The 22,469-nt window shown below is 63.5% G+C and carries 23 protein-coding genes; 11 read left to right on the forward strand and 12 right to left on the reverse strand.

The genetic code is table 11. The features are described 5' to 3' along the window. Window positions 1-48 precede the first annotated feature (48 nt). Together budC and KY084_RS12550 are read left to right on the forward strand one after the other, a co-directional pair. The gene (budC, locus tag KY084_RS12545) at window positions 49-810 is read left to right on the forward strand and encodes a meso-2,3-butanediol dehydrogenase (RefSeq protein ID WP_219238817.1); all 762 of its coding nucleotides are present in this window, start codon (window positions 49-51) and stop codon (window positions 808-810) included. Window positions 811-823: 13 nt separating this feature from the next. Beyond that, window positions 824-1,798: a quinone oxidoreductase family protein gene (locus KY084_RS12550; protein ID WP_219238818.1), complete on the forward strand. Its 975-nt coding sequence runs from the start codon at window positions 824-826 to the stop codon at window positions 1,796-1,798. Between the two features lie 280 nt (window positions 1,799-2,078). Here the strand turns inward: KY084_RS12550 and KY084_RS12555 are convergent, their stop codons facing one another. After that, a complete protein-coding gene (locus KY084_RS12555; RefSeq protein WP_219238819.1) occupies window positions 2,079-2,267 on the reverse strand; it encodes a hypothetical protein in 189 nt (62 codons plus the stop codon). Between the two features lie 203 nt (window positions 2,268-2,470). On the opposite strand from KY084_RS12555, the gene KY084_RS12560 reads away from it, so the two are divergent. Continuing rightward, entirely contained in the window at window positions 2,471-3,361 is an 891-nt protein-coding gene (locus tag KY084_RS12560) for a tyrosine recombinase XerC (RefSeq protein ID WP_219238820.1), read from the forward strand. A gap of 1 nt (window position 3,362) precedes the next feature. Here KY084_RS12560 and KY084_RS12565 read toward each other — a convergent pair whose 3' ends face one another. From KY084_RS12565 to rsmI, 4 genes are all read right to left on the reverse strand, one after another. Beyond that, on the reverse strand, window positions 3,363-3,971 hold the full coding sequence (locus KY084_RS12565) for a DedA family protein (protein ID WP_219238821.1): 609 nt from the start codon (window positions 3,969-3,971) through the stop codon (window positions 3,363-3,365). A 48-nt stretch (window positions 3,972-4,019) separates the two neighbouring features. Then, a complete protein-coding gene (gene gshB, locus KY084_RS12570) occupies window positions 4,020-4,982 on the reverse strand; it encodes a glutathione synthase (protein WP_219238822.1) in 963 nt (320 codons plus the stop codon). 69 nt (window positions 4,983-5,051) lie between these two features. Further along, window positions 5,052-5,405 (reverse strand): YraN family protein, encoded by a 354-nt coding sequence (locus KY084_RS12575; protein ID WP_219238823.1) that lies wholly within the window; start codon window positions 5,403-5,405, stop codon window positions 5,052-5,054. Further along, a complete protein-coding gene (rsmI, locus tag KY084_RS12580) occupies window positions 5,402-6,238 on the reverse strand; it encodes a 16S rRNA (cytidine(1402)-2'-O)-methyltransferase (protein WP_219238824.1) in 837 nt (278 codons plus the stop codon). Before rsmI ends, KY084_RS12575 begins: the two co-directional genes overlap by 4 nt. 10 nt (window positions 6,239-6,248) lie before the next feature. On the opposite strand from rsmI, the gene KY084_RS12585 reads away from it, so the two are divergent. Then, a complete protein-coding gene (locus KY084_RS12585) occupies window positions 6,249-7,451 on the forward strand; it encodes a penicillin-binding protein activator (protein ID WP_219238825.1) in 1,203 nt (400 codons plus the stop codon). Between the two features lie 57 nt (window positions 7,452-7,508). On the opposite strand, the gene hemW is transcribed toward KY084_RS12585, so the two are convergent. After that, the gene (hemW, locus tag KY084_RS12590; RefSeq protein ID WP_219238826.1) at window positions 7,509-8,678 is read right to left on the reverse strand and encodes a radical SAM family heme chaperone HemW; all 1,170 of its coding nucleotides are present in this window, start codon (window positions 8,676-8,678) and stop codon (window positions 7,509-7,511) included. Between hemW and KY084_RS12595 the strand changes: the two genes are divergently transcribed. Then, a complete protein-coding gene (locus KY084_RS12595) occupies window positions 8,677-9,288 on the forward strand; it encodes a CAP domain-containing protein (protein WP_246587106.1) in 612 nt (203 codons plus the stop codon). The two genes, hemW and KY084_RS12595, sit on opposite strands and share 2 nt — an antisense overlap. A 122-nt stretch (window positions 9,289-9,410) precedes the next feature. Here KY084_RS12595 and rdgB read toward each other — a convergent pair whose 3' ends face one another. Together rdgB and rph are read right to left on the reverse strand one after the other, a co-directional pair. Then, window positions 9,411-10,076: an RdgB/HAM1 family non-canonical purine NTP pyrophosphatase gene (rdgB, locus tag KY084_RS12600; protein ID WP_219238827.1), complete on the reverse strand. Its 666-nt coding sequence runs from the start codon at window positions 10,074-10,076 to the stop codon at window positions 9,411-9,413. Further along, window positions 10,073-10,789, reverse strand: coding sequence for a ribonuclease PH (gene rph, locus KY084_RS12605; RefSeq protein ID WP_219238828.1), 717 nt, complete (start codon window positions 10,787-10,789; stop codon window positions 10,073-10,075). Before rph ends, rdgB begins: the two co-directional genes overlap by 4 nt. A gap of 107 nt (window positions 10,790-10,896) precedes the next feature. On the opposite strand from rph, the gene KY084_RS12610 reads away from it, so the two are divergent. The 4 genes from KY084_RS12610 (at window position 10,897) to KY084_RS12625 (ending at window position 15,906) form a co-directional block, all read left to right on the forward strand. Next, window positions 10,897-11,394 (forward strand): DUF6438 domain-containing protein, encoded by a 498-nt coding sequence (locus KY084_RS12610; RefSeq protein WP_219238829.1) that lies wholly within the window; start codon window positions 10,897-10,899, stop codon window positions 11,392-11,394. A 31-nt stretch (window positions 11,395-11,425) separates the two neighbouring features. Further along, complete coding sequence (hrcA, locus tag KY084_RS12615) at window positions 11,426-12,469, forward strand: heat-inducible transcriptional repressor HrcA (RefSeq protein ID WP_219238830.1); 1,044 nt, start codon at window positions 11,426-11,428, stop codon at window positions 12,467-12,469. Between the two features lie 23 nt (window positions 12,470-12,492). Then, complete coding sequence (gene grpE, locus KY084_RS12620; RefSeq protein ID WP_281421906.1) at window positions 12,493-13,065, forward strand: nucleotide exchange factor GrpE; 573 nt, start codon at window positions 12,493-12,495, stop codon at window positions 13,063-13,065. An 87-nt stretch (window positions 13,066-13,152) separates the two neighbouring features. Next, entirely contained in the window at window positions 13,153-15,906 is a 2,754-nt protein-coding gene (locus KY084_RS12625; RefSeq protein WP_219238831.1) for a [protein-PII] uridylyltransferase, read from the forward strand. Between the two features lie 423 nt (window positions 15,907-16,329). On the opposite strand, the gene KY084_RS12630 is transcribed toward KY084_RS12625, so the two are convergent. Beyond that, on the reverse strand, window positions 16,330-16,746 hold the full coding sequence (locus tag KY084_RS12630; protein ID WP_219238832.1) for a hypothetical protein: 417 nt from the start codon (window positions 16,744-16,746) through the stop codon (window positions 16,330-16,332). Window positions 16,747-16,786: 40 nt separating this feature from the next. Beyond that, complete coding sequence (locus KY084_RS12635) at window positions 16,787-18,706, reverse strand: cation:proton antiporter (RefSeq protein WP_219238833.1); 1,920 nt, start codon at window positions 18,704-18,706, stop codon at window positions 16,787-16,789. A gap of 89 nt (window positions 18,707-18,795) precedes the next feature. On the opposite strand from KY084_RS12635, the gene KY084_RS12640 reads away from it, so the two are divergent. Beyond that, on the forward strand, window positions 18,796-19,191 hold the full coding sequence (locus tag KY084_RS12640) for a VOC family protein (RefSeq protein ID WP_219238834.1): 396 nt from the start codon (window positions 18,796-18,798) through the stop codon (window positions 19,189-19,191). A gap of 156 nt (window positions 19,192-19,347) precedes the next feature. Continuing rightward, window positions 19,348-19,650 carry a hypothetical protein gene (locus tag KY084_RS12645; protein WP_219238835.1) on the forward strand — a complete coding sequence of 101 codons (303 nt, stop codon included), beginning with the start codon at window positions 19,348-19,350 and terminating at the stop codon, window positions 19,648-19,650. A 128-nt stretch (window positions 19,651-19,778) separates the two neighbouring features. Here KY084_RS12645 and infC read toward each other — a convergent pair whose 3' ends face one another. After that, a complete protein-coding gene (gene infC / locus KY084_RS12650) occupies window positions 19,779-20,312 on the reverse strand; it encodes a translation initiation factor IF-3 (RefSeq protein ID WP_219238836.1) in 534 nt (177 codons plus the stop codon). Between the two features lie 129 nt (window positions 20,313-20,441). After that, a complete protein-coding gene (gene thrS / locus KY084_RS12655) occupies window positions 20,442-22,442 on the reverse strand; it encodes a threonine--tRNA ligase (RefSeq protein ID WP_219238837.1) in 2,001 nt (666 codons plus the stop codon). Window positions 22,443-22,469 lie beyond the last annotated feature (27 nt).

Raw genomic sequence — 22,469 nt, forward strand, 5'->3', positions numbered from 1 at the left:
GCGCCAAGGGCACGCGTTGGCCGGGCAAATCTAATCGATAAGGAGCAAATGATGCGCTTTGACGGAAAGACGGTGATCGTTACGGGCGCCGGATCGGGAATAGGCGAAGCGACCGCGCGGCGTTTTTCCGAAGAGGGTGCCAATCTGGTGCTGATCGGGCGGACGAAGGAAAAACTCGATCGCCTTGCGCAGGCGCTCCCCCAGGCGCGCACGCTGGTGCACAGCGCCGATGTCTCCAAGGCGATGGAAGCGGCCGCGGCGGTCGAAGCGGCGGTCGATCGCTTCGGCGGACTGGACATATTGATCAACAATGCGGGCGTGGCGACGCGCGGCGACATCACCGAAACGCAGGACGGTGATTTTCAGAACATCATGGATGTCAACGTCGCGGGGTGTTTTCACATGGCGAAGGCAGCGATGCCGCATCTCAAGCGCAGCAAGGGGGCGATCGTGATGACGTCGTCGGTATCCGGGCTTGGCGGCGACTGGTCGATGCTTGCTTACAATGCCTCGAAGGGAGCGGTGACGAACATGGTTCGGGCGCTGGCGATGGACCATGGCCGCGACGGCGTACGCGTCAATGCGGTTTGCCCCAGCTATACCGAGACCGACATGGCGGGCGGCATCAAGGAGGATCAGGCGAAATATGACGCTTTTATGAAGCGCATCCCGATGGGGCGTCCCGCGCAGCCGACGGATATCGCGTCGGTCATCGCGTTTCTGGCGAGCGATGATGCCGGGTTCGTCACCGGGGTCAACCTGCCGGTTGATGGGGGGCTGAGCGCTTCGAACGGCCAGCCGCAGCTGTAAGAGGGGGCCGCACATGCCGCACGCAATCCGCATCGAAAGCCATGGCGGGCCGGAGGTCCTGAATTGGGTGTCGATCGACCTTCCTGATCCAGCGGACGGAGAGGTGCGCATCCGCACCACCGCCGCCGGACTGAACTATATCGATACCTATCACCGTTCGGGCCTGTATCCGGTCGATTTGCCATCGGGGCTGGGTGTTGAGGGCGTGGGCGTGGTCGAGGCGGTGGGACCGGGCGTCACCGGTTTTGCCGTGGGCGACCGGGTGGGAACGTTCGGGCCGAAGCTGGGCGCATATGCAACGCACCGCAACCTTCCGGCCGATCAGTTGATTCGCCTTCCCGATAGCATCGACGATGAAAGCGCGGCTGCGCTGCTGTTGAAAGGATGCACGGTCGAGGCGCTGGTCGAACGCTGCGCCAGGGTGAAGGCCGGGCAGCGCGTGCTCGTCTACGCCGCGGCGGGCGGGGTTGGCCATATCATGACCGGCTGGCTGAGTGCTATCGGCGCGGAAGTCATCGCCGTGGTAGGTAGCGCGGACAAGGCGAAGGCGGCAAGCGCCAACGGCGCCGCCCATGTCATCCGCCATGATCAAGAGGATATTGCCGAGCGCGTACGTGAGATTACCGAAGGCGCGGGCGTGCCGGTGATTTTCGATGGCGTGGGCAAGGCGACGTGGCAGGCCTCGCTCGACAGCGCTGCACGACGCGGGCTGATTGTAAGCTATGGCAACGCAAGCGGTCCGGTCACTGGTGTCGGACTTGGCACTTTATCGCAGAAGGGCTCGCTGTTCGTAACGCGTCCGACGCTGTTCGATTATGTCGCCGGAGAAGGCGAAGCGCAGAAATCGGCGGACCGGCTGTTCGCGATGGTCGAACGAGGCGCGGTTACCGCAGAGATCGGCCAGCGGTTCGCGCTTGGCGATGCTGCCGATGCGCATCGCGCGATCGAGGCGAGCGAAACGCACGGATCGACGGTGCTGCTGCCATAGTCAAAAGGACGCATCGTGGAACGGGCGCGCGTTTGCCATGACGTTTCAATTTCGCTGCTCGCGATTTCCTGTTGAGGAGGGTGTATAAAGGGGGTGGGCGTTGCGTGATGAAGAGGGCTCAGGTTTCGGCGCTCTTCAGCGCTGGCCCATTAGACGGCCACACCGCAGGGCGTAATATTGGCAACGACGCTGCGGCACATTGCTCGACCACTTTCCCACCTGGCGAATGCACAAACTACATCAGGGCGCGGGATAGGCGTCAATCTGAATCAGAACGACTCTAGCGGAAGGTGCGAGTCCTGCTTTCCATGACGCGAAGCGCGCGGTCGAGTTCGCTTACCCGCTGATCGTTTCCCGAGCGAATCGCGCTGACGATCTGATCAACCAGCGCCTGATGCGCATGCTCGCCATATATCTCGACCATGCTTTTCGCCTTGGCTTCGGCGGCGGACCAGGTGCCGTCGTTCATTGCAGTATCCGTATTGCTGACAGGCGGCCAGAACAGCTGCCGCCCGGTGATTCCGCTGCATGCTTCCATGGTTTGATCGCGGCCTCTCGATACCGGTTTCTATATGAATCTATCCTTGCTGAACCGTCATTGTGTCCTACGGATTTCCACGAGTCCGGGGGATTACGGTTCTCCTTCGCCGCGCTTGCCGATAGGATGCGGGCATGAACGCGCCATCGCTTCCGTTTCAGTTCGCTGAGGCACTTGTGCGTGACCGGCGGCGGTCGGCGCATACCGTGCGCGCCTATCAGGCGTGCGCCGAACGGCTAGTTACATTTCTGCAATCCCATTGGGGGCGTGGCATCGACCGAAGTGCGCTTGCCGGCGCCACCACGGCGGACCTGCGCGCTTTTCTGGCACATCGCCGCGCATCGGGACTGGGCAACGCGTCTGCCGCGCGGGAGCTTTCGGCGGTGCGCGGCTTCCTTGCCTGGGCAGCCGATGGCGCGCCCGGACCCGTATTGAAGGGACCGCGCGTCAAAAAGGGCGTGCCGCGTCCGGTTGCCCCGGATGAGGCGGTCGCGCTCGCCGAAACCGTGTCGGACGAAGCGGTCGAGCCATGGATCGGCGCGCGCGACTGGGCGGTGCTGCTGCTGCTTTACGGGGCCGGGTTGCGCATTGGCGAAGCGCTGTCGCTTACCGGCGCTGCTCTGCCGTTGGGAGAGACCCTGTCGGTTACCGGCAAGCGCGAGAAAACGCGCATGGTGCCCATATTGCCGCAGGTGCGCGATGCGATCGAACGCTATGTCGCGCTTTGCCCCTATGGCACTGCGGCGAAGGAGCCGATTTTTCGCGGGGCGAAGGGCGGGCCGCTTTCGCCTGCGGTCATCCGCCGGTCGGTGCGCCGCGCGCGCGCCGCGCTGGGCCTGTCCGACCGAACGACACCACACGCGCTGCGTCATAGCTTCGCGACGCATCTGCTGGGGCGCGGGGCGGACCTTCGCAGCCTTCAGGAACTGCTCGGCCATGCGAGCCTCTCTTCAACGCAGATTTATACCCGGGTCGATGCCGCGCACCTGCTCGACGTCTACCGTAACGCCCATCCGCGGGCGTGAATCAGGTCGAATGTTCCGCTGGCTTCCAGGTGAATACGCGCCAGATGTACCACAGCGCCACCAGCACCACGATGGCGATCGTCGCCGGCCCGATGACCTTGTCGATATCGGTAAAGCGCCGCCCAAGATAATAGCCCGCCCCGACCAGCACCGCGTTCCAGATCAGCGTGCCCGCGCTGGTCCAGGCCAGAAAGCGCGGCAGCCCCATTTTCGTCAGCCCGGCGGGAAGTGAAATCATCGTGCGGAACGTCGGCAAAAACCGGCAGACAAAGACCATCCATCCACCATGTTTTTGAAAAAAGCGCTCCACCTTACGCACCTCTTCCCAATCGATCGTAAGCCAGCGGCCCCAGCGATCGACAAAGGGTTTCAGCCGGGCCACACCGACTTTGCGTCCGATCCAGTACCAGAAACAGTTACCCGTCACGCTGCCGATCGTTCCGGCGATCAGCAGCGGTGCCAGTGCCATCGATCCGCGCGCAACGGCGATGCCGCCAAGTCCCATGATCAGTTCGGACGGAATCGGCGGCACGACATTTTCCAGCGCCATAAGAAGCGCGATGCCCCAATATCCGCCCGCGGCGATCAGGTTGATGATGAAATGACCCATGCGCGGTGATGAACGCCCGCCGCCCGCATCGGCTCCGGCGAACCTGGTTTAACCGGCGTTTCGTTCGGCCACACGGCGTTCGATCGCGTCCCAGATCATACCCGAACTGTCGGTGCCGTTGAATTTGTCGATCGCGACGATCCCGGTGGGCGACGTGACGTTGATTTCGGTCAGCCATTTGCCGCCGATCACGTCGATGCCGACGAAGATCAGCCCGCGCTGCTTCAATTCGGGACCCATCCCGGCGCAGATTTCGCGTTCGGTCTCGGTCAGTTCGGTCTTCTCTGCGCTGCCGCCGACCGCGAGATTTGACCGGATTTCCCCTTTCCCCGGCAGGCGATTGATCGCGCCAGCGACTTCGCCATCGACCAGCACGATCCGCTTGTCGCCCTTGGCGATGTCGGGAAGGAAGGCCTGCACCATATGCGGTTCGCGATAGGCGGTGTTGAATACCTCAATCAACGAGGACAGGTTCTGCCCGCCCTCGTCGATCTTGAAGATTGCCTTGCCGCCATTTCCGTGCAGCGGCTTCACCACGATCGCGCCGTGCCGTTCCAGAAATGCCCTGGCCTCTTCATAGCTGCGCGTGATCAGCGTCGGCGGCATGAACCGGGCATAATCGAGCACGAAGACCTTTTCCGGCGCGTTGCGCACCTCTACGGGATCGTTGACCACCAGCGTCTTGTGGCGGATGCGTTCGAGCAGATGCGTCGCGGTGATATAGCCCAGATCGAACGGCGGGTCCTGCCGCATCAATACGACATCGGCCTCTTCGCCCAGATCAAGGCTGACCGGTTCGCCCAGCGTGAAATGGTTGCCCGGTTCGTTGCGCACGTCCGCAGGCCATGCCTTTGCCCATACCCGTCCGTCCGAATAGTTCAGCGCTTCGGGTGGGTAATAGAATAACCGGTGCCCGCGCTCTATCGCCCTGATCATCAGCGCAAAGGTCGAATCGCCCGCGATGTTGATCGTGTCGAGCGGGTCCATCTGGCAGGCGACGGTCAGGGTCATGCGTCTCGCTTCATTTTGGCGTCGGCTGTGCGACGGAAAAGGGCGATGTAGGAGCGCGCATGCGCCAAGTCACCCGATCCACGCATTTTCGATATGGTGCGGCCGCATCGATGGCGTCACCAGCACCACGTCGATCCGGATATCTTCGCCTCTGGTGGCATAGCGGGGCATGAGCATTTCGGCCGCCGCCGCGACGCGGGTCAGCCGCCGTTCGTCGATCGCATGGTCCAGATCGGCGGCGCTTGCCCGCGCCTTCACTTCAACGAACGCGATCACCGTTCCGCGCTTCGCGATCAGGTCGACTTCGCCGGCGCGCGTTTTCACCCGCCGGTCGAGGATGCGCCAGCCCTTGGTGCGCAGATACCATGCCGCGATCGTTTCGCCGCCGCGACCGCGCGCTTCGGCGGCGCGCCGGTCCCTCACGCCTTTATTTCCAGCGCGCGGGCGTAAAGCGCCTTGCGATCAAGCCCCAGCCGCTTTGCCACCTCGCCAGCGGCCTTGGAAACCGGCAGGCGGGTCAGCGCCTCGGCCAGCGCCGCGTCGGTATCGGCTTCGCTTGCGGGGGGCGCTTCGCCCGGCGGTCCGACCACGACCACGATTTCCCCCTTGGGCGGCGGCGCTTCGGCGTAATGCCGCGCCAGCCCGTCCAGCGTGCCGGTAACGCATTCTTCGAATTTTTTGGTGATTTCCCGGGTCACCGCTGCCTCACGGGTGCCCAGCCCCTGCGCCAGCGCGGCGAGGAGCGCCGCCAGCCGCTGCCCCGATTCGTACAGGACCAGCGTTGCACGGACACCCGCCACCTCCGCAATCGAATCGCCGCGCGCCTTCGCCTTTGCCGGCAGAAAGCCCAAAAAGAAGAATCGGTCGGTCGGCAGTCCCGCCAGCGTCAGCGCCGATACGGCGGCGCATGGGCCGGGGATGGTGGTCACCATATGCCCGGCCGCGCGCGCATCGCGAACCAGCTTGTACCCCGGATCGGAAATCAGCGGCGTTCCCGCATCCGACACCAGCGCGACGACCTCGCTTCCCATCCTGGCGACCAGTCCGGGGCGAACATGTTCCGCATTATGATCATGATAGGGTGTCATTGGCCGCTTTACGCCGATATGGCGAAGCAGCCCCGCCGTGACTCGGCTGTCCTCCACCGCGATCACGTCGGCGGCGGCAAGGATCGCGGCGGCGCGTGGGGACAGGTCGCCAAGATTGCCGATTGGCGTGGCGACGATATACAGACCGGGCGCTGGATCGGCGTTCATGGAGATTGTCATGGCAGAGGCCGCACTGAAACCGCAACGGGGCAATGGCCTCTTCCGTACGATCGCGCTTGCCGGCGCGCTGGCGCTCGGCGCCTGTTCCAGCATCATTCCGCGCGGCGCGCCGGAAACCGCTCCACCGCCGCAACAGCCGACCCGGCCGGTGGAAACGACTGAGCCGCAGGTCAGTCAGGGCATCCCGCAGGACGAACAGCGCCACCGCGTCGCGCTGCTCGTGCCGACATCGGGCAATAATGCCGGGGTGGGGCAATCGATCGCCAACGCCACGCAAATGGCGTTGCTGGATACCAAGAGCGAGCGCGTGCGCATCACTACCTATGACACCGCGACCGGCGCGGCGGACGCGGCGCGCCGCGCGATCGCCGATGGCAACGGCCTGATCCTCGGCCCGCTATTGTCGGAAGACGTCCGCGCCGTCGCGCCCATCGCGGCTGCCGCGCATGTGCCGGTACTCAGCTTTTCGAACGATACCTCGGTCGCGGGCAACGGGGCGTTCATCCTCGGCTATACCCCCGCCCAGTCGATCGAGCGGGTGGTGAGTTTCGCGGCGCAGAACGGCATGACGCAATTCGCCGCGCTCGTCCCCAGCGGTCTGTACGGCGAACGCGCGTCCGACGCGCTGCTGCGCGCGGTTCGGCGACAGAATGGCGATGTCGTTTCGATCCAGACCTATGACCGCAGCCGCGCCTCGATCGACGCCGCGGTCAAGCGCATCCCCGAAACATCCCCCTATCAGGCGATCCTGATTGCCGACAGCGCCGGTACGGCCGCAGTCGCGGTGCCCACGATCCGGGCGACCACCGGGGCAAGCGCAAAGGTGCTTGGCACCGAATTGTGGAACACCGATTCCGCCGTCGCCGACAACAAGGTGCTGAACGGTGCCTGGTTCGCCAGTGTGCCCGATGGATTGTACCGGCAATATGCCGAAAAATACCGCGCGCGGTTCGGCAAGGCGCCCTATCGTCTGTCGACGATCGGCTATGATGTCGTGCTGTTGACGGTGCGCATTGCGCGCGACTGGAAAGTCGGTCAGCGCTTTCCGATGAACGATCTGATGAGCGACGACGGCTTTGCAGGTCTCGACGGAGCCTTCCGCTTCGACAATAGCGGCGTCGCGCAGCGCGCGCTTGAAGTGCAGGCGATCCGCAACGGCCAGACGGTTACGGTCTCAGTCGCGCCGAAAAGTTTCGAATAAGGGCGGCGTGTATCGTTTTGCGGGAACGGGAAGACATCTTCCTTCGCCCGCCCATGCTCACGCACTGACCGGTTCGCGAACCACTTCGCGCAGGATCGCGTCGAGCAGCGGCATCCCGGCCTGGGTGACGCGCAGGCGTTCGGGCGTTGCGGCGATCAGTCCCTGGCGCTCCAGCCGCGCGATGCGTTCGGTATCCAGCCACCGCCCCGCATCATCCGCGTCGCCCGCCTGCGCAATCCTCGCCGGATCGATGCCCTCGTCGAGCCGCAGCCCCATCAGGATCGCCTCTACCGCGCGGGTATCGGCATCCAGTGCATCTTCGCTTTTCAGACCATGGTCGTTGCGCGTCACCGCAGCCATCCAGTTTTCGGGCTTTTTGTGGCGAAGCGTCGCGGTTTTCAGCCGCCGCCCGTGCGCGCCCGGCCCGATTCCCGCATAATCGCCATAGCGCCAATAGGTAAGGTTGTGACGGCTTTGCGCACCTGCCCGCGCATGGTTCGAAATCTCATAGGCGGGCAGCCCCGCCGCCGCCGTCATCGATCGCGTTGCGTCGAACAGGTCGGCGGCCGCATCGCCTTCGGGCAGCGTCAGTGCGCCCTTGGCAAACAGCGTGGCGAAGCGCGTTCCCGGTTCGATGACGAGCTGGTACAGCGACAGATGCTCGGTCCCGAATGAAAGCGCGCGGCGAAGCTCCGCCTCCCACGCCGATAACGACTGGCCGGGACGCGCATAGATCAGGTCGAAGCTCACCCGATCGAACGCGACCTGCGCGGTCTCCAACGCGGCCAGCCCCTCGGCAACGTCGTGCGCGCGCCCCAGAAAGTCCAGCGTTTCGTCATCCAGTGCCTGCAACCCCAGCGACACCCGGTTGACTCCTGCGCGCGCCAGATCGCCGAAGCGCGCCGCTTCGACCGAGGAGGGGTTGGCTTCCAGCGTTATTTCGATGTCCGGCTCAAACCCCCAATGGCGCTCGGCCGCCTCCAGCAGCGCTGATACCGTTGCCGGCGGCATCAGCGACGGGGTGCCGCCACCGAAAAAGATCGATCCCAGCCGGCGTCCGGGCAGCAGCGCGGCTTCATGCGCCATGTCGGCGAGCAGCGCCGCTTGCCACGCCGCCTGGTCGATCGAATCGCGCACATGGCTGTTGAAATCGCAATAGGGGCATTTGGAAACACAGAAGGGCCAGTGGATATATAGGGCCAGCGGCTGCGTTCGGGATGCGGTCATGACACGGGATATGGCGGTAGAAGTGGTTTTTCGAAAGGCTATGATCGGCGTTCTGCTCATGCTGGCCGCATGTGTGCCGCAATCGGGCGATGCGCCGCAGTCGCGCGGGGTGGAGCGGGTGGTCGAACCGCGCAGCTTCGCGGGCAAGGCGCCGCGCGGGCCCGACGAACTGCGCTCCGCGATGCTGGCCGGACAGAATGCCGCGCGCGCCGATGCAGGCGTCGCGCCAATCACATGGGATGCGGAGCTTGCCCGCGAAGCCGATGCGTATGCGCACGAACTCGCCGCCACTGGCCGGTTCGAACATTCAGAAATGGCCGATCGTCCAACGCGCTCGGGCGAAAACCTTTGGACCGGCACGCGCGGGGCGTATCTCTATTCCGAAATGGTTGGCCATTGGGTGGCCGAAAAACGCTATTTCGTGAACAAGCCGGTTCCCGACAGTTCGACCACCGGCACGTTCGGCGATGTCGCGCACTATACCCAGATTATCTGGCCCGCGAGTACGCGGATGGGCTGCGCGCTGGAAAGCAACGCGCGCGACGACTTTCTGGTATGCCGCTATACTCCCGCCGGCAATGTGTTCGGGGAGCGCGTGTTCAACCGCTAGCGCGGCTTCCACATTTTCCCGTCATTGCGAACCCGCGCGAGCGGGTGAAGCAATCCAGTAGCGGCAGCGTGTCGCCGGATCGCCGCGCGGCTTCGCCGCTCGCAACGACGAAGGCTTAAGTCTTAAAAGACCGCTTCGACCAGCTTGGCGAACGCATCGGCACGGTGGCTCATGCCGTGCTTCTTCGCCGGGTCCATTTCGCCGAACGTTTCGGTCTCGCCCTGCGCCACGAACACGGGATCATAGCCAAAGCCCTTGTCGCCGCGCGGTGGCCAGGTGAGCGCGCCCTCTACGGTGCCTTCGAACCATTCGACATGGCCGTCGGGCCAGGCGAGCGCGAGCATGCACACGAAATGGGCTGACCGGCTGACGTCCGGCCCCTGTTCGGCGAGCTTGCCCTCAACCTTGCCCATGGCAAGATACCAGTCGCGCCCTGCCGGTCCTTCAACCGGCTGCCGTTCCGCCCAGTCGGCAGTATACACACCCGGCGCCCCCGCGAGTGCCTCTACGCACAGCCCGCTATCGTCTGCCAGTGCGGGCAGGCCCGACAAATCGGCGGCAGCCCGTGCCTTCAATTCGGCATTGGCGAAAAACGTCGTGCCGTTTTCCACCGGCACCGGCAGGTCCAGTTCGGCCGCCGATACGGGTTCGATGCCATAGGGTTTGAGCAGTTCGCGAATCTCGCGAACCTTGCCCTCATTATGGCTGGCGATGACCAGCTTTCCCGGCTCCAGCTTGCGGATCGCCTGGGGTGCGTCGCCGCCAATACCTTCGTCGGGACCGCTCATGCTTCGACAGCCTTTAACTGCGCAGCGAAAATTTCGTTGCAGCCCATCCGTGCGAGGCGGAGCAGGCGGAGCAGCGCTTCCTCATCATAGGTTGCGCCTTCCGCCGTCGCCTGCGCCTCTGCGATATTGCCGTTCGACAGCAGTACGAAATTGGCGTCTGCGTCGGCGTTCGAATCCTCATCATAATCAAGGTCGAGCACCGGCGTTCCCTGATAGATGCCGCAGCTTACCGCCGCGACCTGCTGCGTAATCGGATCGGTTTCGATGTCGCCGGCCGCCATCAGCTTGTTGACCGCCATTCGAAGCGCGACCCACGCGCCGGAGATAGAGGCGGTGCGCGTGCCGCCATCGGCCTGAATCACGTCGCAATCGAGCGTGATCTGCCGTTCGCCGAGCAGTTTGAGATCGGTGACGGCGCGCAAGGACCGCCCGATCAGCCGCTGAATTTCCTGCGTACGCCCCGACTGCTTCCCTCGCGCCGCCTCTCGGCTGCCGCGGGTATGGGTCGCACGCGGCAACATGCCGTATTCGGCCGTCACCCAGCCCTCGCCCTTGCCGCGCAGCCATGGCGGAATGCGTTCTTCGACGCTCGCGGTCACCAGCACCCTGGTATCGCCGAACCCGATCAGCACCGACCCTTCGGCGTGGCGGGTGAAATTGGGTTCGATGGTGATGGGGCGCATCTCGTCTGCGCTGCGGCCGGATGGGCGCATGAAAAATTCTCCTTGGTCGGTTATTTGATCGGGCACCTAGACCGCGAAGCCGCAACGCGCCAGTGTCGCGTGCCGATCCTTTTCGCATCGTATGAAAGCGTGTCCGCATGAAAAGCCGTTCGTCGATCATCCTCGCCGCGCTCGCCGTCGCCGCCTGCGCCCGGACGCCCCAGCGACCAACCGGCATGGCGGCTGCCGCCCCCGAATCGATCACCTATGAAACCGGTGCGTGTTTCGGCCGCTGCCCGGTCTATTCGGTCACGGTGCGAAGCGATGGCACCGGCACATTCGATGGAAAGCGCTTCACACAGGTAAGTGGAAGCCGCGATTTCACGCTGACGCCGACCGAATATGCCGCCTTTGCGAAGCGCCTTGTCCCGTATCGCCCGAACGGCGAACGGCTCTACAAACCCGGTCAGGCCATATGCGCGAATTATGCGACGGACATGCGCAGCGTTGATGTCCGATGGAGTGGGGCAGGGGGAGGCGATCACCTGTACGTATATTTTGGCTGCGACCGGCAGAAGAACGCCGCGATGTTCGATGCCGTCGGCGGCGCAGTGGATGCCCTCCCGCTCGAATCGCTGATCGGCGCGCAACCTTGAGCCATAGCGGCAACGCGCTACATCACAGAATATGAGCGGCCCGCCGATCACAGAATTGTCCGATCGCGCGCGCGAGATTTTTCGCGCCACGGTGGAGGCGTATCTCGAATCGGGGCTTCCGGTCGGATCGCGCACTTTGTCGAAGCTGCCGGGCCTCAACCTGTCGCCCGCGTCGGTGCGCAATGTCATGCAGGATTTGGAAGAACTGGGCTTGCTCGCCGCGCCGCATACCAGCGCGGGGCGGATGCCGACCGATTTCGGGCTGCGCCTGTTCGTCGACGGCATGATGCATGCGATGGAGCCAAGCAGCGAGGAACGCGCAGCGATCGAGGCGCGGGCAGGTGCGGCCGGATCGATCGAGGAAGCGCTTTCGAACACCACCGCCGCGCTGTCCGGCCTGTCGGCGTGCGCAGGCATGGTGATGGTGCCCAAGCGCGAACTGGTGCTTCGCCAGTTCAGTTTCGTGCCGCTCAGCCATGACAAGGCGCTGGCGGTGCTGGTGGGGGAGGATGGTTCGGTCGAAAACCGCGTCGTAGACCTTCCCCCCGGCATGACCGGTTCGTCACTGGTCGAGGCGGGAAACTACCTCACCGCCGCGCTGTCGGGGGCGACGCTTGCCGAGGCGCGCGATCGGATCACCCGGCAGATCGAAGTGGAGCGCAACGCGCTCGACGTCTCGGCGCGCGACTTGGTCGAACGCGGCATCGCGACCTGGACGCAGGATGGCGAGGATCGTCCCGTGCTCATCGTGCGGGGCCAGGCGCGCCTGCTCGACGAAGCGGCGAGCGACGACCTTGAACGCGTGCGCCAGCTTCTCGACGAACTTGAAGGCAAGCGGGAAATCGCCCGCCTGCTCGACAGCGCGCGCGAGGGGGAAGCGGCGCGAATCTTCATCGGTTCGGAAAACAAGCTGTTCGCGCTTTCCGGATCGTCGGTGATCGCAAAGCCGGTTCGCGCGTTGGATGGAAGCGTCGTCGGTGTCGTCGGCGTCATCGGCCCGACACGGTTGAACTACGCGCGGGTCGTCCCCATGGTGGATTTCACCGCGGCGACGGTGGCCCGATTGCTGGGCTAGCCGCACCAGAAAAAGAACAGGAAATGATGAGCGAGAAAGACCAGACCGGACCCGGCGAAACGGGCGAGGATCTCCGCGAGGAAACGGCGGAAGCCGCCCCCGAACTTGCCGAACACGATACGGCCAATGCCCGCGTCGCCGAGCTTGAGAAAAAGCTGGAGGAGGCGAACGCCGCGACGCTGTACGCGCAGGCGGAAATGCAGAATATCCGCCGCCGCGCGGAAAAGGAGGCGAAGGACGCGCGTGCCTATGCCGTCACGCAATTCGCGCGCGACGTACTGTCGGTGGCCGACAATCTGTCGCGCGCGCTGGGTGCGATTCCCGGCGATCTTCGCGAAGACGACAAGATGAAGGGGCTGGTGACGGGCCTTGAAGCCACGGGGCGCGAATTCGAAACAGTCTTCACCCGTCACGGCATCGCGAAGATCACCGCGATGGGCGAACAGCTCGATCCCAATCGGCATCAGGCGATGATGGAAGTTCCCAGCGAAGAGGCCGAACCCGGCACCATCGTTCAGGAAATCCAGACCGGCTATATGATCAACGACCGGTTATTGCGCCCCGCGCTGGTGGGTGTGGCGAAAAAGCCGGAATAGCCAACACTCGGCACGGGCGCGGTTTCATCGTCGCGCCTTGCCTGTGACGGGGTGACGCGGGCGCGGCTGCTTCCTATGTTCGCCGGCATGTCCGCCCGCATCGCATCGATCCCCGACCGTCGCGCAATTATCGACCGACGGGCGCTTGCCGAACAGCTTGGCGCGCTGGACGGGACCGATACGGCAAAGCTGCGTCTTGCCACGACAGGCATATTGAAGGAGGCGATCGCCCGCGGCCGCGCGGAGATCGAGCGCCGCCTGCTCGCAAGACCGTCGGCGGGCCTGTCCTGTGCTGCATCGGGCGCCTTCCTGATCGATCAGGTGCTCCGCCTGTTATGGGATTTTACGCTGCAAAGGCTGTATCCCAACAACCATCCGACCGCTGCCGAACGCATGGTGTTGATCGCGGTCGGCGGCTATGGCCGCGGCGAAATGGCGCCGCATTCGGATGTCGATATCGGGTTCCTTACGCCCTGGAAGCAGACGGCGTGGAGCGAGCAGATCATCGAATCAATGCTCTATTCGCTATGGGATATGGGGCTGAAGGTCGGCCACTCGTCGCGTTCGCTCGACGAAATGGTGCGGCAGGCGAAAGCCGATGTAACGATCCGTACCAGCCTGATCGAAGCGCGTTATATCTGGGGCGACACGGCCTTGTATGACGAAGCCGCACACCGGTTCCGCAGCGAGGTGCAGGCCGATACCGCGCGCCAGTTCATCGCCGACAAGCTGGCCGAACGCGATGCCCGGCACAAGAAGATGGGCGACAGCCGCTATGTCGTAGAACCCAATGTGAAGGAGGGCAAGGGCGGGCTTCGCGACCTGCAGACGCTGTTCTGGATCGGTAAATACGCGCATAATGTCCGCCGCGCCGCCGATCTGGTCGAGGCCGGGCTGTTCACGGCCCATGAATACCGCCAGTTCAACCGTGCCGAGAATTTCCTCTGGGCGGTGCGCTGCCACCTGCACGTCATCACCGGCCGTGCCGAGGATCGGCTTACGTTCGACGTGCAGCCCGAAATTGCCGAGCGGATGAACTATGCCGACCGGCCGGGCAAATCGAAGGTCGAACGCTTCATGCAGTTCTACTTTCTTCAGGCAAAGCGCGTGGGCGATCTGACCGGCCTGTTCCTTGCGCATCTGGATGAAAAATACGCCGCGCGCGGGCGTCGGTTCGGGCTTCCGACGATTCGGCGTAGCCCCAAAAAGCTCGACGGCTTCGTGCTCGATCGCGGGCGGCTGGCGCTGCCGTCGGACGATTTCTTCGCTGACGACCCGATTCGCCTGATTCAGATGTTCCAGCTTGCCGACAGGCATGGGCTGGAAATCCACCCGCTCGCAATGCGCGCTGCCTCGCGTGATGCAAAGCTGGTCGATGAAACGCGCTGCGACAAGCGTGCCAATGCGCTGTTCCTCGACGTGCTTACCTCGCCGCGCGATCCCGAAACGGTGCTTCGCTGGATGAACGAAGCCGGGGTGTTCGGCCGCTTCATGCCTGATTTCGGGCGCGTCGTCGCGCAGATGCAGTTCGACATGTACCACCATTATACGGTGGACGAACACACGATCCGCGCGATCGGGCTGCTCAGTAAAATCGAACATGGCGCGCTGGCGGAGGATCATCCGCTGGTCACCGCGATCCTTCCCAATGTCGCGGCGCGCCGTGCGCTGTATGTCGCGGTGCTGCTGCACGACATCGCGAAGGGCAGGGGCGGCGACCATTCGGTGCTGGGGGCGGAGGTCGCGCAGAAACTGTGCCCGCGTCTGGGCCTGACTCCCGGCGAAACCGAAACCGTTGCCTGGCTGGTGCGCTATCACCTGCTGATGTCGGCGACCGCGTTCAAGCGCGACCTTGCCGATTTCAAGACGATCCTCGATTTCGCCGAACAGGTGCAAAGCCCGCAGCGGCTGATGATGCTGCTGGTGCTCACCACCGTCGATATCCGCGCAGTCGGCCCCGGCATCTGGAACGGGTGGAAGCGCCAGCTTCTCACCAACCTTTACGAATCGGCGGAGGAGGTGCTTCGGCTGGGCCATAAGCAGAAGGGCCGCGACGAGCGCATCGCCGCCAAACAGGACGATGTCGCCGAAGCGCTGGGCTGGGGCGAGGAGGCCATGGCGGCCTTTACCGCCGACATGCCCGATACCTACTGGATCGCGGAGCCGGTGGACGTGATCGCCGAAAATGCGCGGATGATCGATGCGGCCGACGATGAAGAACGGCTGTCAATCGGGGCGCAGGTCTATCCCGATCAGGACGCGACGTTGATCACCGTGCACTGCGCCGATCATCCCGGTATCTTTTATCGAATCGCGGGCGCGATCCATGCCGCGGGCGGCAACATCATCGATGCGCGCATCCATACCTCGCGCACCGGTCAGGCACTCGACAATTTCCTGGTGCAGGACCCGCTGGGCAATCCGTTCGACGATCCGAATCAACTCGACCGGCTGAAGGATGCGATTCGCGAGGCGCTGTCCAACCGCGCCAAAATGGCCGAGCGGCTGAAACGCAAATCGCTGCCGCGCCTGCGCGCCGAAGCGTTCGAGATTCAATCGAACGTGTTCATCGACAACAACGCCTCGAACCGCTTTACCGTGATAGAAGTGAATGCCCGCGACAAACCGGCGCTGCTCCATCATCTGGCACAGGCGCTGTTCCAGTCGAAGATCACGCTGCATTCGGCGCACATCGCCACCTATGGCGAGCGCGCGGTGGATACCTTTTACGTAACCGATCTTCTGGGCGACAAGGTCATCAGCAACACGCGCCTCGCCTCCCTGGAACGCCGCCTTCTCGAAGCCGCCGATCAGGAGGAGGAAAAGCGCGAGGCGGCGTAACTTCGCACTTTTCGCGTAAATCGTAAAAGAAAGTTATGCCGAAGCGAAACGGGGTTGCGCGCGTAGGGCAGGGGTTCTTTCGACGCCGAGAAAGAACGCCGCCGATATCGCAGAAAGGGAGGTTGTAGGACAGCGCCACCACGACCGTCACCCCAGCGAAGGCTGGGGTCTATCGCTTTCTCCGCAAACGAAACAGCTTGAGACTCCAGTTATGGATGAGTTTCGGGTCGGATCGTCTCCCAGACTATTCTTGCACATACGGGGTATGCGCAACCCGATGCTTCTGCGCTGGCATGGCGGTTGAGGGCACGCAGCTCTGGCAGAATCAAAGGCGCAGGCAATTATAACAACATGCGCTAACGATGAATATCTGGCTCGTCAGCCGAGCTGATTGCAACAAGCCGTCAGCTGATAAGGGCGGAATCAATCGACCTGCGGCGCCGCCATCGGCCCGCTTTTCAGGAAACTGATAGTAGCGCCTTTTGCATGGTCTTTCTGCCTGTAAACCCGCGCATCCTTTGCATAGGCGATCGAAAGCTTGCCGGGCGCCGTCCAGACCACGCTGGTCCAGATCGCGCCCTGCGCACCGCGTGTCGCGGCACCATGATCAGTGTCCGCGACAAATACTTCCTTTACCGCGGACTGTGCCTCGCTTGCCCGCCCCACGCGCACGACGGTGGCGTAGTCAGTGGTGGCGCCACAGTTTCGAACCAGCGTTGCCGCGTAGCGATCGCTACCCGGATCCCGCGCAACCTGCTGCACATCGTTCGAACATAGCGCATCCTGGGTGCAGCCTGTCACGCCGAAGAGCAGGGGGCAGAAGAGCAAAAGCGCTTTCATTGGCTCTTCTCGCAATCGATCTGCCGCAACCTGCCAACCCTCACCCCGGCAATTCCCCCTTGGGGCCGGCGGTCTTTACGCTCCCTTCGGCTTCCGCCCTGGCTTCGGCTTTTGCGTCCGCTTTGCTCTTCGCCGCCTTTGCCTCGCTGGCGCGTGCTTCGTTGCGGGCGGCTTTTTCATGTTCGGGTTCGGGGGGAAGGAAGCTGATTACGACATCGTCTTCCTCGACATAGGGTTTCTGTTCGGCGGCGAAGAATTCCAGTTCGCCGTCCTCGTGCCGCACCGCGATCGGTTCGCCGCCCTGCGGAAGCCGGTCGCGATAATCGGCGAAGGTGAATTTTTCGGTGATCCGCGTCTTGCCGAAGGTCCATCCCTCCGCCTGAAGCCGCTGTAGCTCCTCGATCGTGCGCTTGCTGTCGAGCAGCACGCGCCCACGCGGCGAGACACCGCCCCGGCTGGTATCTGCGGCGGCGGTCTGGGTCATCAGTTCGAAACCGATCTCAGGGCCGAGATCGGCGCAGATCAGCGAATTATACGCATCATTGTCCGAAGCGACCAGCGCCTGCTGAAACTGGCCGAGGTCTATGTGATCCTGCGTGACTTCGTCCAATATGTCGCCGCGATAGACGTTCAGGTCCTGCCGCCGCGGCCCTCGCAGCGCAAAGGTCGAACTGTCGGCGATTGTCACCGGATAGCCCAGCTCTTTCAGATATACGCCGAACGCGGTGGTCCAGTCGTTCGCGCCGACGATCAGCACGCCGTCGCCCTTGCCGCGATCGATTCCCAGCCGCCTGGCGAACTGGCGCGCCGAAAATCCGTGCGCCATGATCGTCACCACCACCACGCCGAAGCTGAGCGGCACCAGCGCTTCGGCGTCGGGCACGCCATATTGTTGCAGGCGGATCGCGAACAGGCCGGTGATCGCGACCGCGACGATGCCGCGCGGCGCGATCCATGCGACGAAGAACCGTTCGCGCCACGGCATGGACGATCCGAACAGACTGACCAGTACAGTGAGCGGCCGGACGAGGAACAGCAGCAGCACCAGGAAGATCACGAAGCGCGCGCGGAATTCGGACATGGTTTGCCAGTCGAGCGACGCCGACAGGATGATGAACACGCCCGAAATCAGAAGGACGGTCAGATCCTCCTTGAACCGCCGCAGCACGCGCGTCGAATGCACCGGCCGATTGGCCATCACCACGCCCATCAGCGTGACCGTGACCAGCCCGGTTTCATGTTTGATGATGTCCGCGATCACGAAGCCTGCGATCACCACGATCAGCAGCACCGGCGATTTCAGAAATTCGGGTACATAGCCGCGCGGGAACAGCCAAGTGATCGCAAAGCCGAGTGCAACGCCCAGCGCGCCCGCCACTGTCGTCGCCGCGAGCACGTCGAGCGTTACCGACAGCAATCCTGTGTCGGGGCCTTCATAGGTGATATAGCCATAGATCGCGACGGCCAGCAGCGCGCCGATCGGATCGTTGACGATCCCTTCCCAGCGCAGCGTGTCGGACACCCGGTTGGGCAGATGCAGCGTGCGCAGCATCGGACCGATGACCGTCGGCCCCGTCACGACCAGGATGCCGCCGAACAGCATCGATACTTCCCATGACAGCCCCGCCGCCCAGTGCGCCGACCACGCCCCGAGCAGCCAGCCCAGCGGCACGCCGATCAGCACCAGCCGCAGCACCGGATTGCCCGCATGGCGCAGGTCGCGGAAATTGAGGCTGAGCCCGCCTTCGAACAGGATGACCGCGACCGCCAGCTTGATGATCGGTTCCTGCAACGGGCCAAGGTCGCGTTCGGGCACGATGATGCCCAGCACGGGACCGGCGATGACGCCCGCGATCAGCATCAGCGCGATCGCCGGACGCCCGGTGCGCCAGGCCACCCATTGCGCGCCGATGCCGATAATGCCGATCAGCGCCAGCTTTACGAGAAGCGAATCAATCATGCATCACCGGCGGTAGCAGAGCGGGGCGATGGACGATAACGAACTTTGTGCTATGAGACAGCGTCTGCAACGGTCGGGGATTACTCGCCATGACGGTTCTGGGCATTGGAGGGTTGTTCTTTCGTGCGCGCGATCCGGACGCGCTGGGGACATGGTATCGCGAAACGCTGGGCATCGGCGCTGGTTGCAGCGCGGATGGCGCACCGGCGGGCGGCGCGGGCGATGAATGGTACTGGATGACGCGCGGCGGGCCGGTGGTGTTCGCGCAGTTCGCCGCCGACAGCGACTATTTCGCGGCCGACAAAGCGTTCCTGCTGAACCTGCGGGTTTCCGACCTGGCGAGGATGTGCGAGCGACTGGCCGCACTGGGCGTCGCCATCGAAACGCGGGCCGAATGGGACAGCCCCGAAACCGGCCGGTTTGCGCGCATCCACGATCCCGAAGGCAATCCGGTCGAATTGTGGGAACCGCCTGCCGACCGATGAGCGCGATCCGGGGGCGTCATGCCAAGGTGCAGTCAGCATGACTGACTATGGCGTCATCGCGAGAAGCGCAGCGACGCGGCGATCCAGCGACCATCGGTTTATACGCGCATAGCTGGATTGCGCGCGCCTTCGTCGGCTCGCGATCACGATAACGCCATGGGTTCTGCTCTAATTACACGGCTTCATGTCCTGTTTACCGCTTCGCCCGATAATCAGGGCATGATCCCGATGCGTCCTTCGCGTATTTTCCGCAGCCGCTGGTGGGCGCTCTTATGGGCCGCCGGGGTTATCTGGACCGCGCTTACCGTCGCGACCGGCACGCCGGGCCATGCGCATCATCCCGCCGCCGATGCGGCAGATCCCGACGCGAATCAGAACGACGACGGCCAGCTTCACGATGCCAGCGGTGCGCCGGTGACCGATGACCAGATTCGCGCGATCGCCAATCTGATCGGCTGATACCGTTCACCGCACCCAGATATGCGCCGCCGGGAGTGGCGGCTCCGGGCTTTCTCCCTTCGAAACCAAAAGCCTCCCCGGCATCGAAACCGGGGAGGCTTTTCGTTGCCTGCAAAGGCGGGGGGCGCTTATTTGGGGGACAGCACCATCAGCATCTGGCGGCCTTCCATGCGCGGATAGGATTCGACCTTCGCCTCTTCGGCTGTGTCTTCCGCCACGCGCCTCAGCAGCGCCATCCCGATTTCGCCATGGCTCAATTCGCGACCGCGAAAGCGCAGGGTAACCTTCACCTTGTCACCGTCGCCGATGAACTTGTGAACGTTCTTCATCTTGGTGTTGTAATCATGATCGTCGATATTCGGACGCATCTTGATTTCTTTGATGTCCTGCGTCTTTTGCGTCTTGCGCGCCTGATTGGCCTTTTTCTGGGCTTCGTACTTATACTTTCCGACATCCAGAAACTTGGCTACGGGCGGGTCGGCATTGGGGGATACCTCGACCAGATCGAGACCCACCTCGGCAGCCTGTTCCATCGCCTCGCGCGTGAACATCACGCCAAGATTTTCGCCCTCATGGTCGATCACGCGAACCTTGGGCGATTGAATGAACTCGTTGTAGCGCGGCCCGTTCATCGGCGGCGGCGACATCGAGCGTCGGTTCATGGGAGGACGTATTTTGCTTTCTCCTGTAGCAATTTCAAAATGCTTTGCGGGCAGGTATAACGCATTGCGCGGGATTTCGGTAGAGCCCGCACGAACGTCCGGGCGACAGAACCGCCCGGTTGCCCGTATTTACGATATATCGGGTGCCTTTGCCGCATCCGCAAGACGCGCCAGCAGCTCGTCCAGTGCGATCACCTGCTGCTTCGCGCCTTCGCCCAGCGTGCGCAGGGCCACCGTGCCTTCCTCCGCCTCGCGCTTGCCCACGACCAGCAGGTTGGGGACCTTTGCGACCGAATGTTCGCGCACCTTGTAGTTGATCTTCTCGTTGCGAAGATCGACCTCCACCCGGATGCCGGCGTCGCGCAATTTGGCCGCGACCTCTCGCGCATACTCATCCGCATCGGACACGATTGTCGCGACCACCGCCTGAACGGGGGCAAGCCATTGCGGCAATTTCCCTGCGAAATGTTCGATCAATATGCCGATAAAGCGTTCATAGCTGCCGAAAATCGCGCGGTGCAGCATGACGGGACGGTGCCGCTCGCCATCCGCCGCAGTATAGCTTGCGTCGAGCCGTTCGGGCAGCACGCGGTCCGACTGGATCGTGCCGACCTGCCAGGTCCGCCCGATCGCGTCGGTCAGGTGCCATTCCAGCTTGGGCGCATAAAAGGCCCCTTCGCCGGGAAGTTCTTCCCAGCCATATTCCGGGGTGGCGAGGCCCGCTTCCTTCACCGCGTTGCGAAGCTCTTCCTCTGCTTTGTCCCAGTCGGTATCCGACCCGAAGCGCTTTTCGGGGCGCAGCGCCAGCTTGATCGCATAGGTGAACCCGAAATCGCGATAGACCCGGTCGGCGAGTTCGCAAAAGCTGCGCACTTCATCGACGATCTGATCTTCGCGGCAGAAAATATGCGCATCGTCCTGCGTGAACTGGCGAACGCGCATCAGGCCGTGCAGCGCGCCATGCGGCTCGTTGCGGTGGCAGCAGCCGTTTTCATACAGGCGCAGCGGCAGGTCGCGGTACGATTTGATGCCCTGTTTGAACACCAGCACATGCGCCGGGCAGTTCATCGGTTTCAGCGCCATCCAGTCGGCTTCGTCCGACACGATCGGCCGGTCATCCTCGGTATTGGGAACCTCGTCGGGGATCACGAACATATTTTCGCGATATTTGCCCCAATGGCCCGACTGCTCCCATTGGCGCGCGTCCATCACCTGTGGCGTCTTAATCTCGGCATAGCCCGCCGCATCGATCGCGCGGCGCATATATGCCTCAAGCGCGCGCCAGATAACATAGCCCTTGGGGTGCCAGAATACCGACCCGTGCGCTTCGGCCTGAAGGTGGAACAGGTCCATCTCCGCGCCCAGCTTGCGATGGTCGCGCTTGGCCGCTTCCTCCAGCCTGTGCAGATGCGCGTCGAGCTGCTTCTTGCTCAGCCAGCCGGTGCCGTAAATCCGCGTCAGCTGCGCATTATTCTGATCGCCGCGCCAATAGGCCCCGGCGACGCGCATCAGCTTGAACGCCTGAGGATCGAGCTTGCCGGTGGAGGCAAGATGCGGCCCCCGGCACATGTCTAGCCAGTCCTCGCCCGACCAGTACACGGTCAGTTCCTCACCCTCGGGCAGTTCGGCGGCCCATTCGGCCTTGAACGTCTCGCCATCGGCGTTCCACTTGGCGATCAGGTCCTCGCGGCTCCATACTTCGCGGCGCAGCGGCTTGTCGGCGCGGATGATCTCGCGCATTTTCTCTTCGATCGCGGGCAGGTCGTCCATCGAGAAGGGCGCGCGATCCTCGGGCGCCTTCACATCATAGTAAAAGCCGTCCTCGGTTGACGGGCCGAACGTGATCTGCGTGCCGGGCCACAGCGCCTGCACCGCCTCGGCCAGGACATGCGCATAATCGTGCCGCGCCAGTTCCAGCGCGTCAGCCTCATCGCGCGAGGTCACCAGCGCCAGTTCGGTATCGCCTTCGAACGGGCGCATGATGTCGCGCAATTCGCCATCCACCCGCGCCGCGATCGCCGCCTTGGCCAGCCCCGGCCCGATCGCGGCCGCGACGTCCGCGGGGGTAGTCCCCGCCGCAACCTGTCGGACGGAACCGTCGGGCAGCGTGATCTTGAACATCTCGGACATGGGGTAGCGTTTCACCAGTTAGCGTTG

Origin of the sequence: Stakelama flava, assembly GCF_019351405.1 — a bacterium.
Classification (GTDB): Bacteria; Pseudomonadota; Alphaproteobacteria; order Sphingomonadales; family Sphingomonadaceae; genus Sphingomonas; species Sphingomonas flava_A.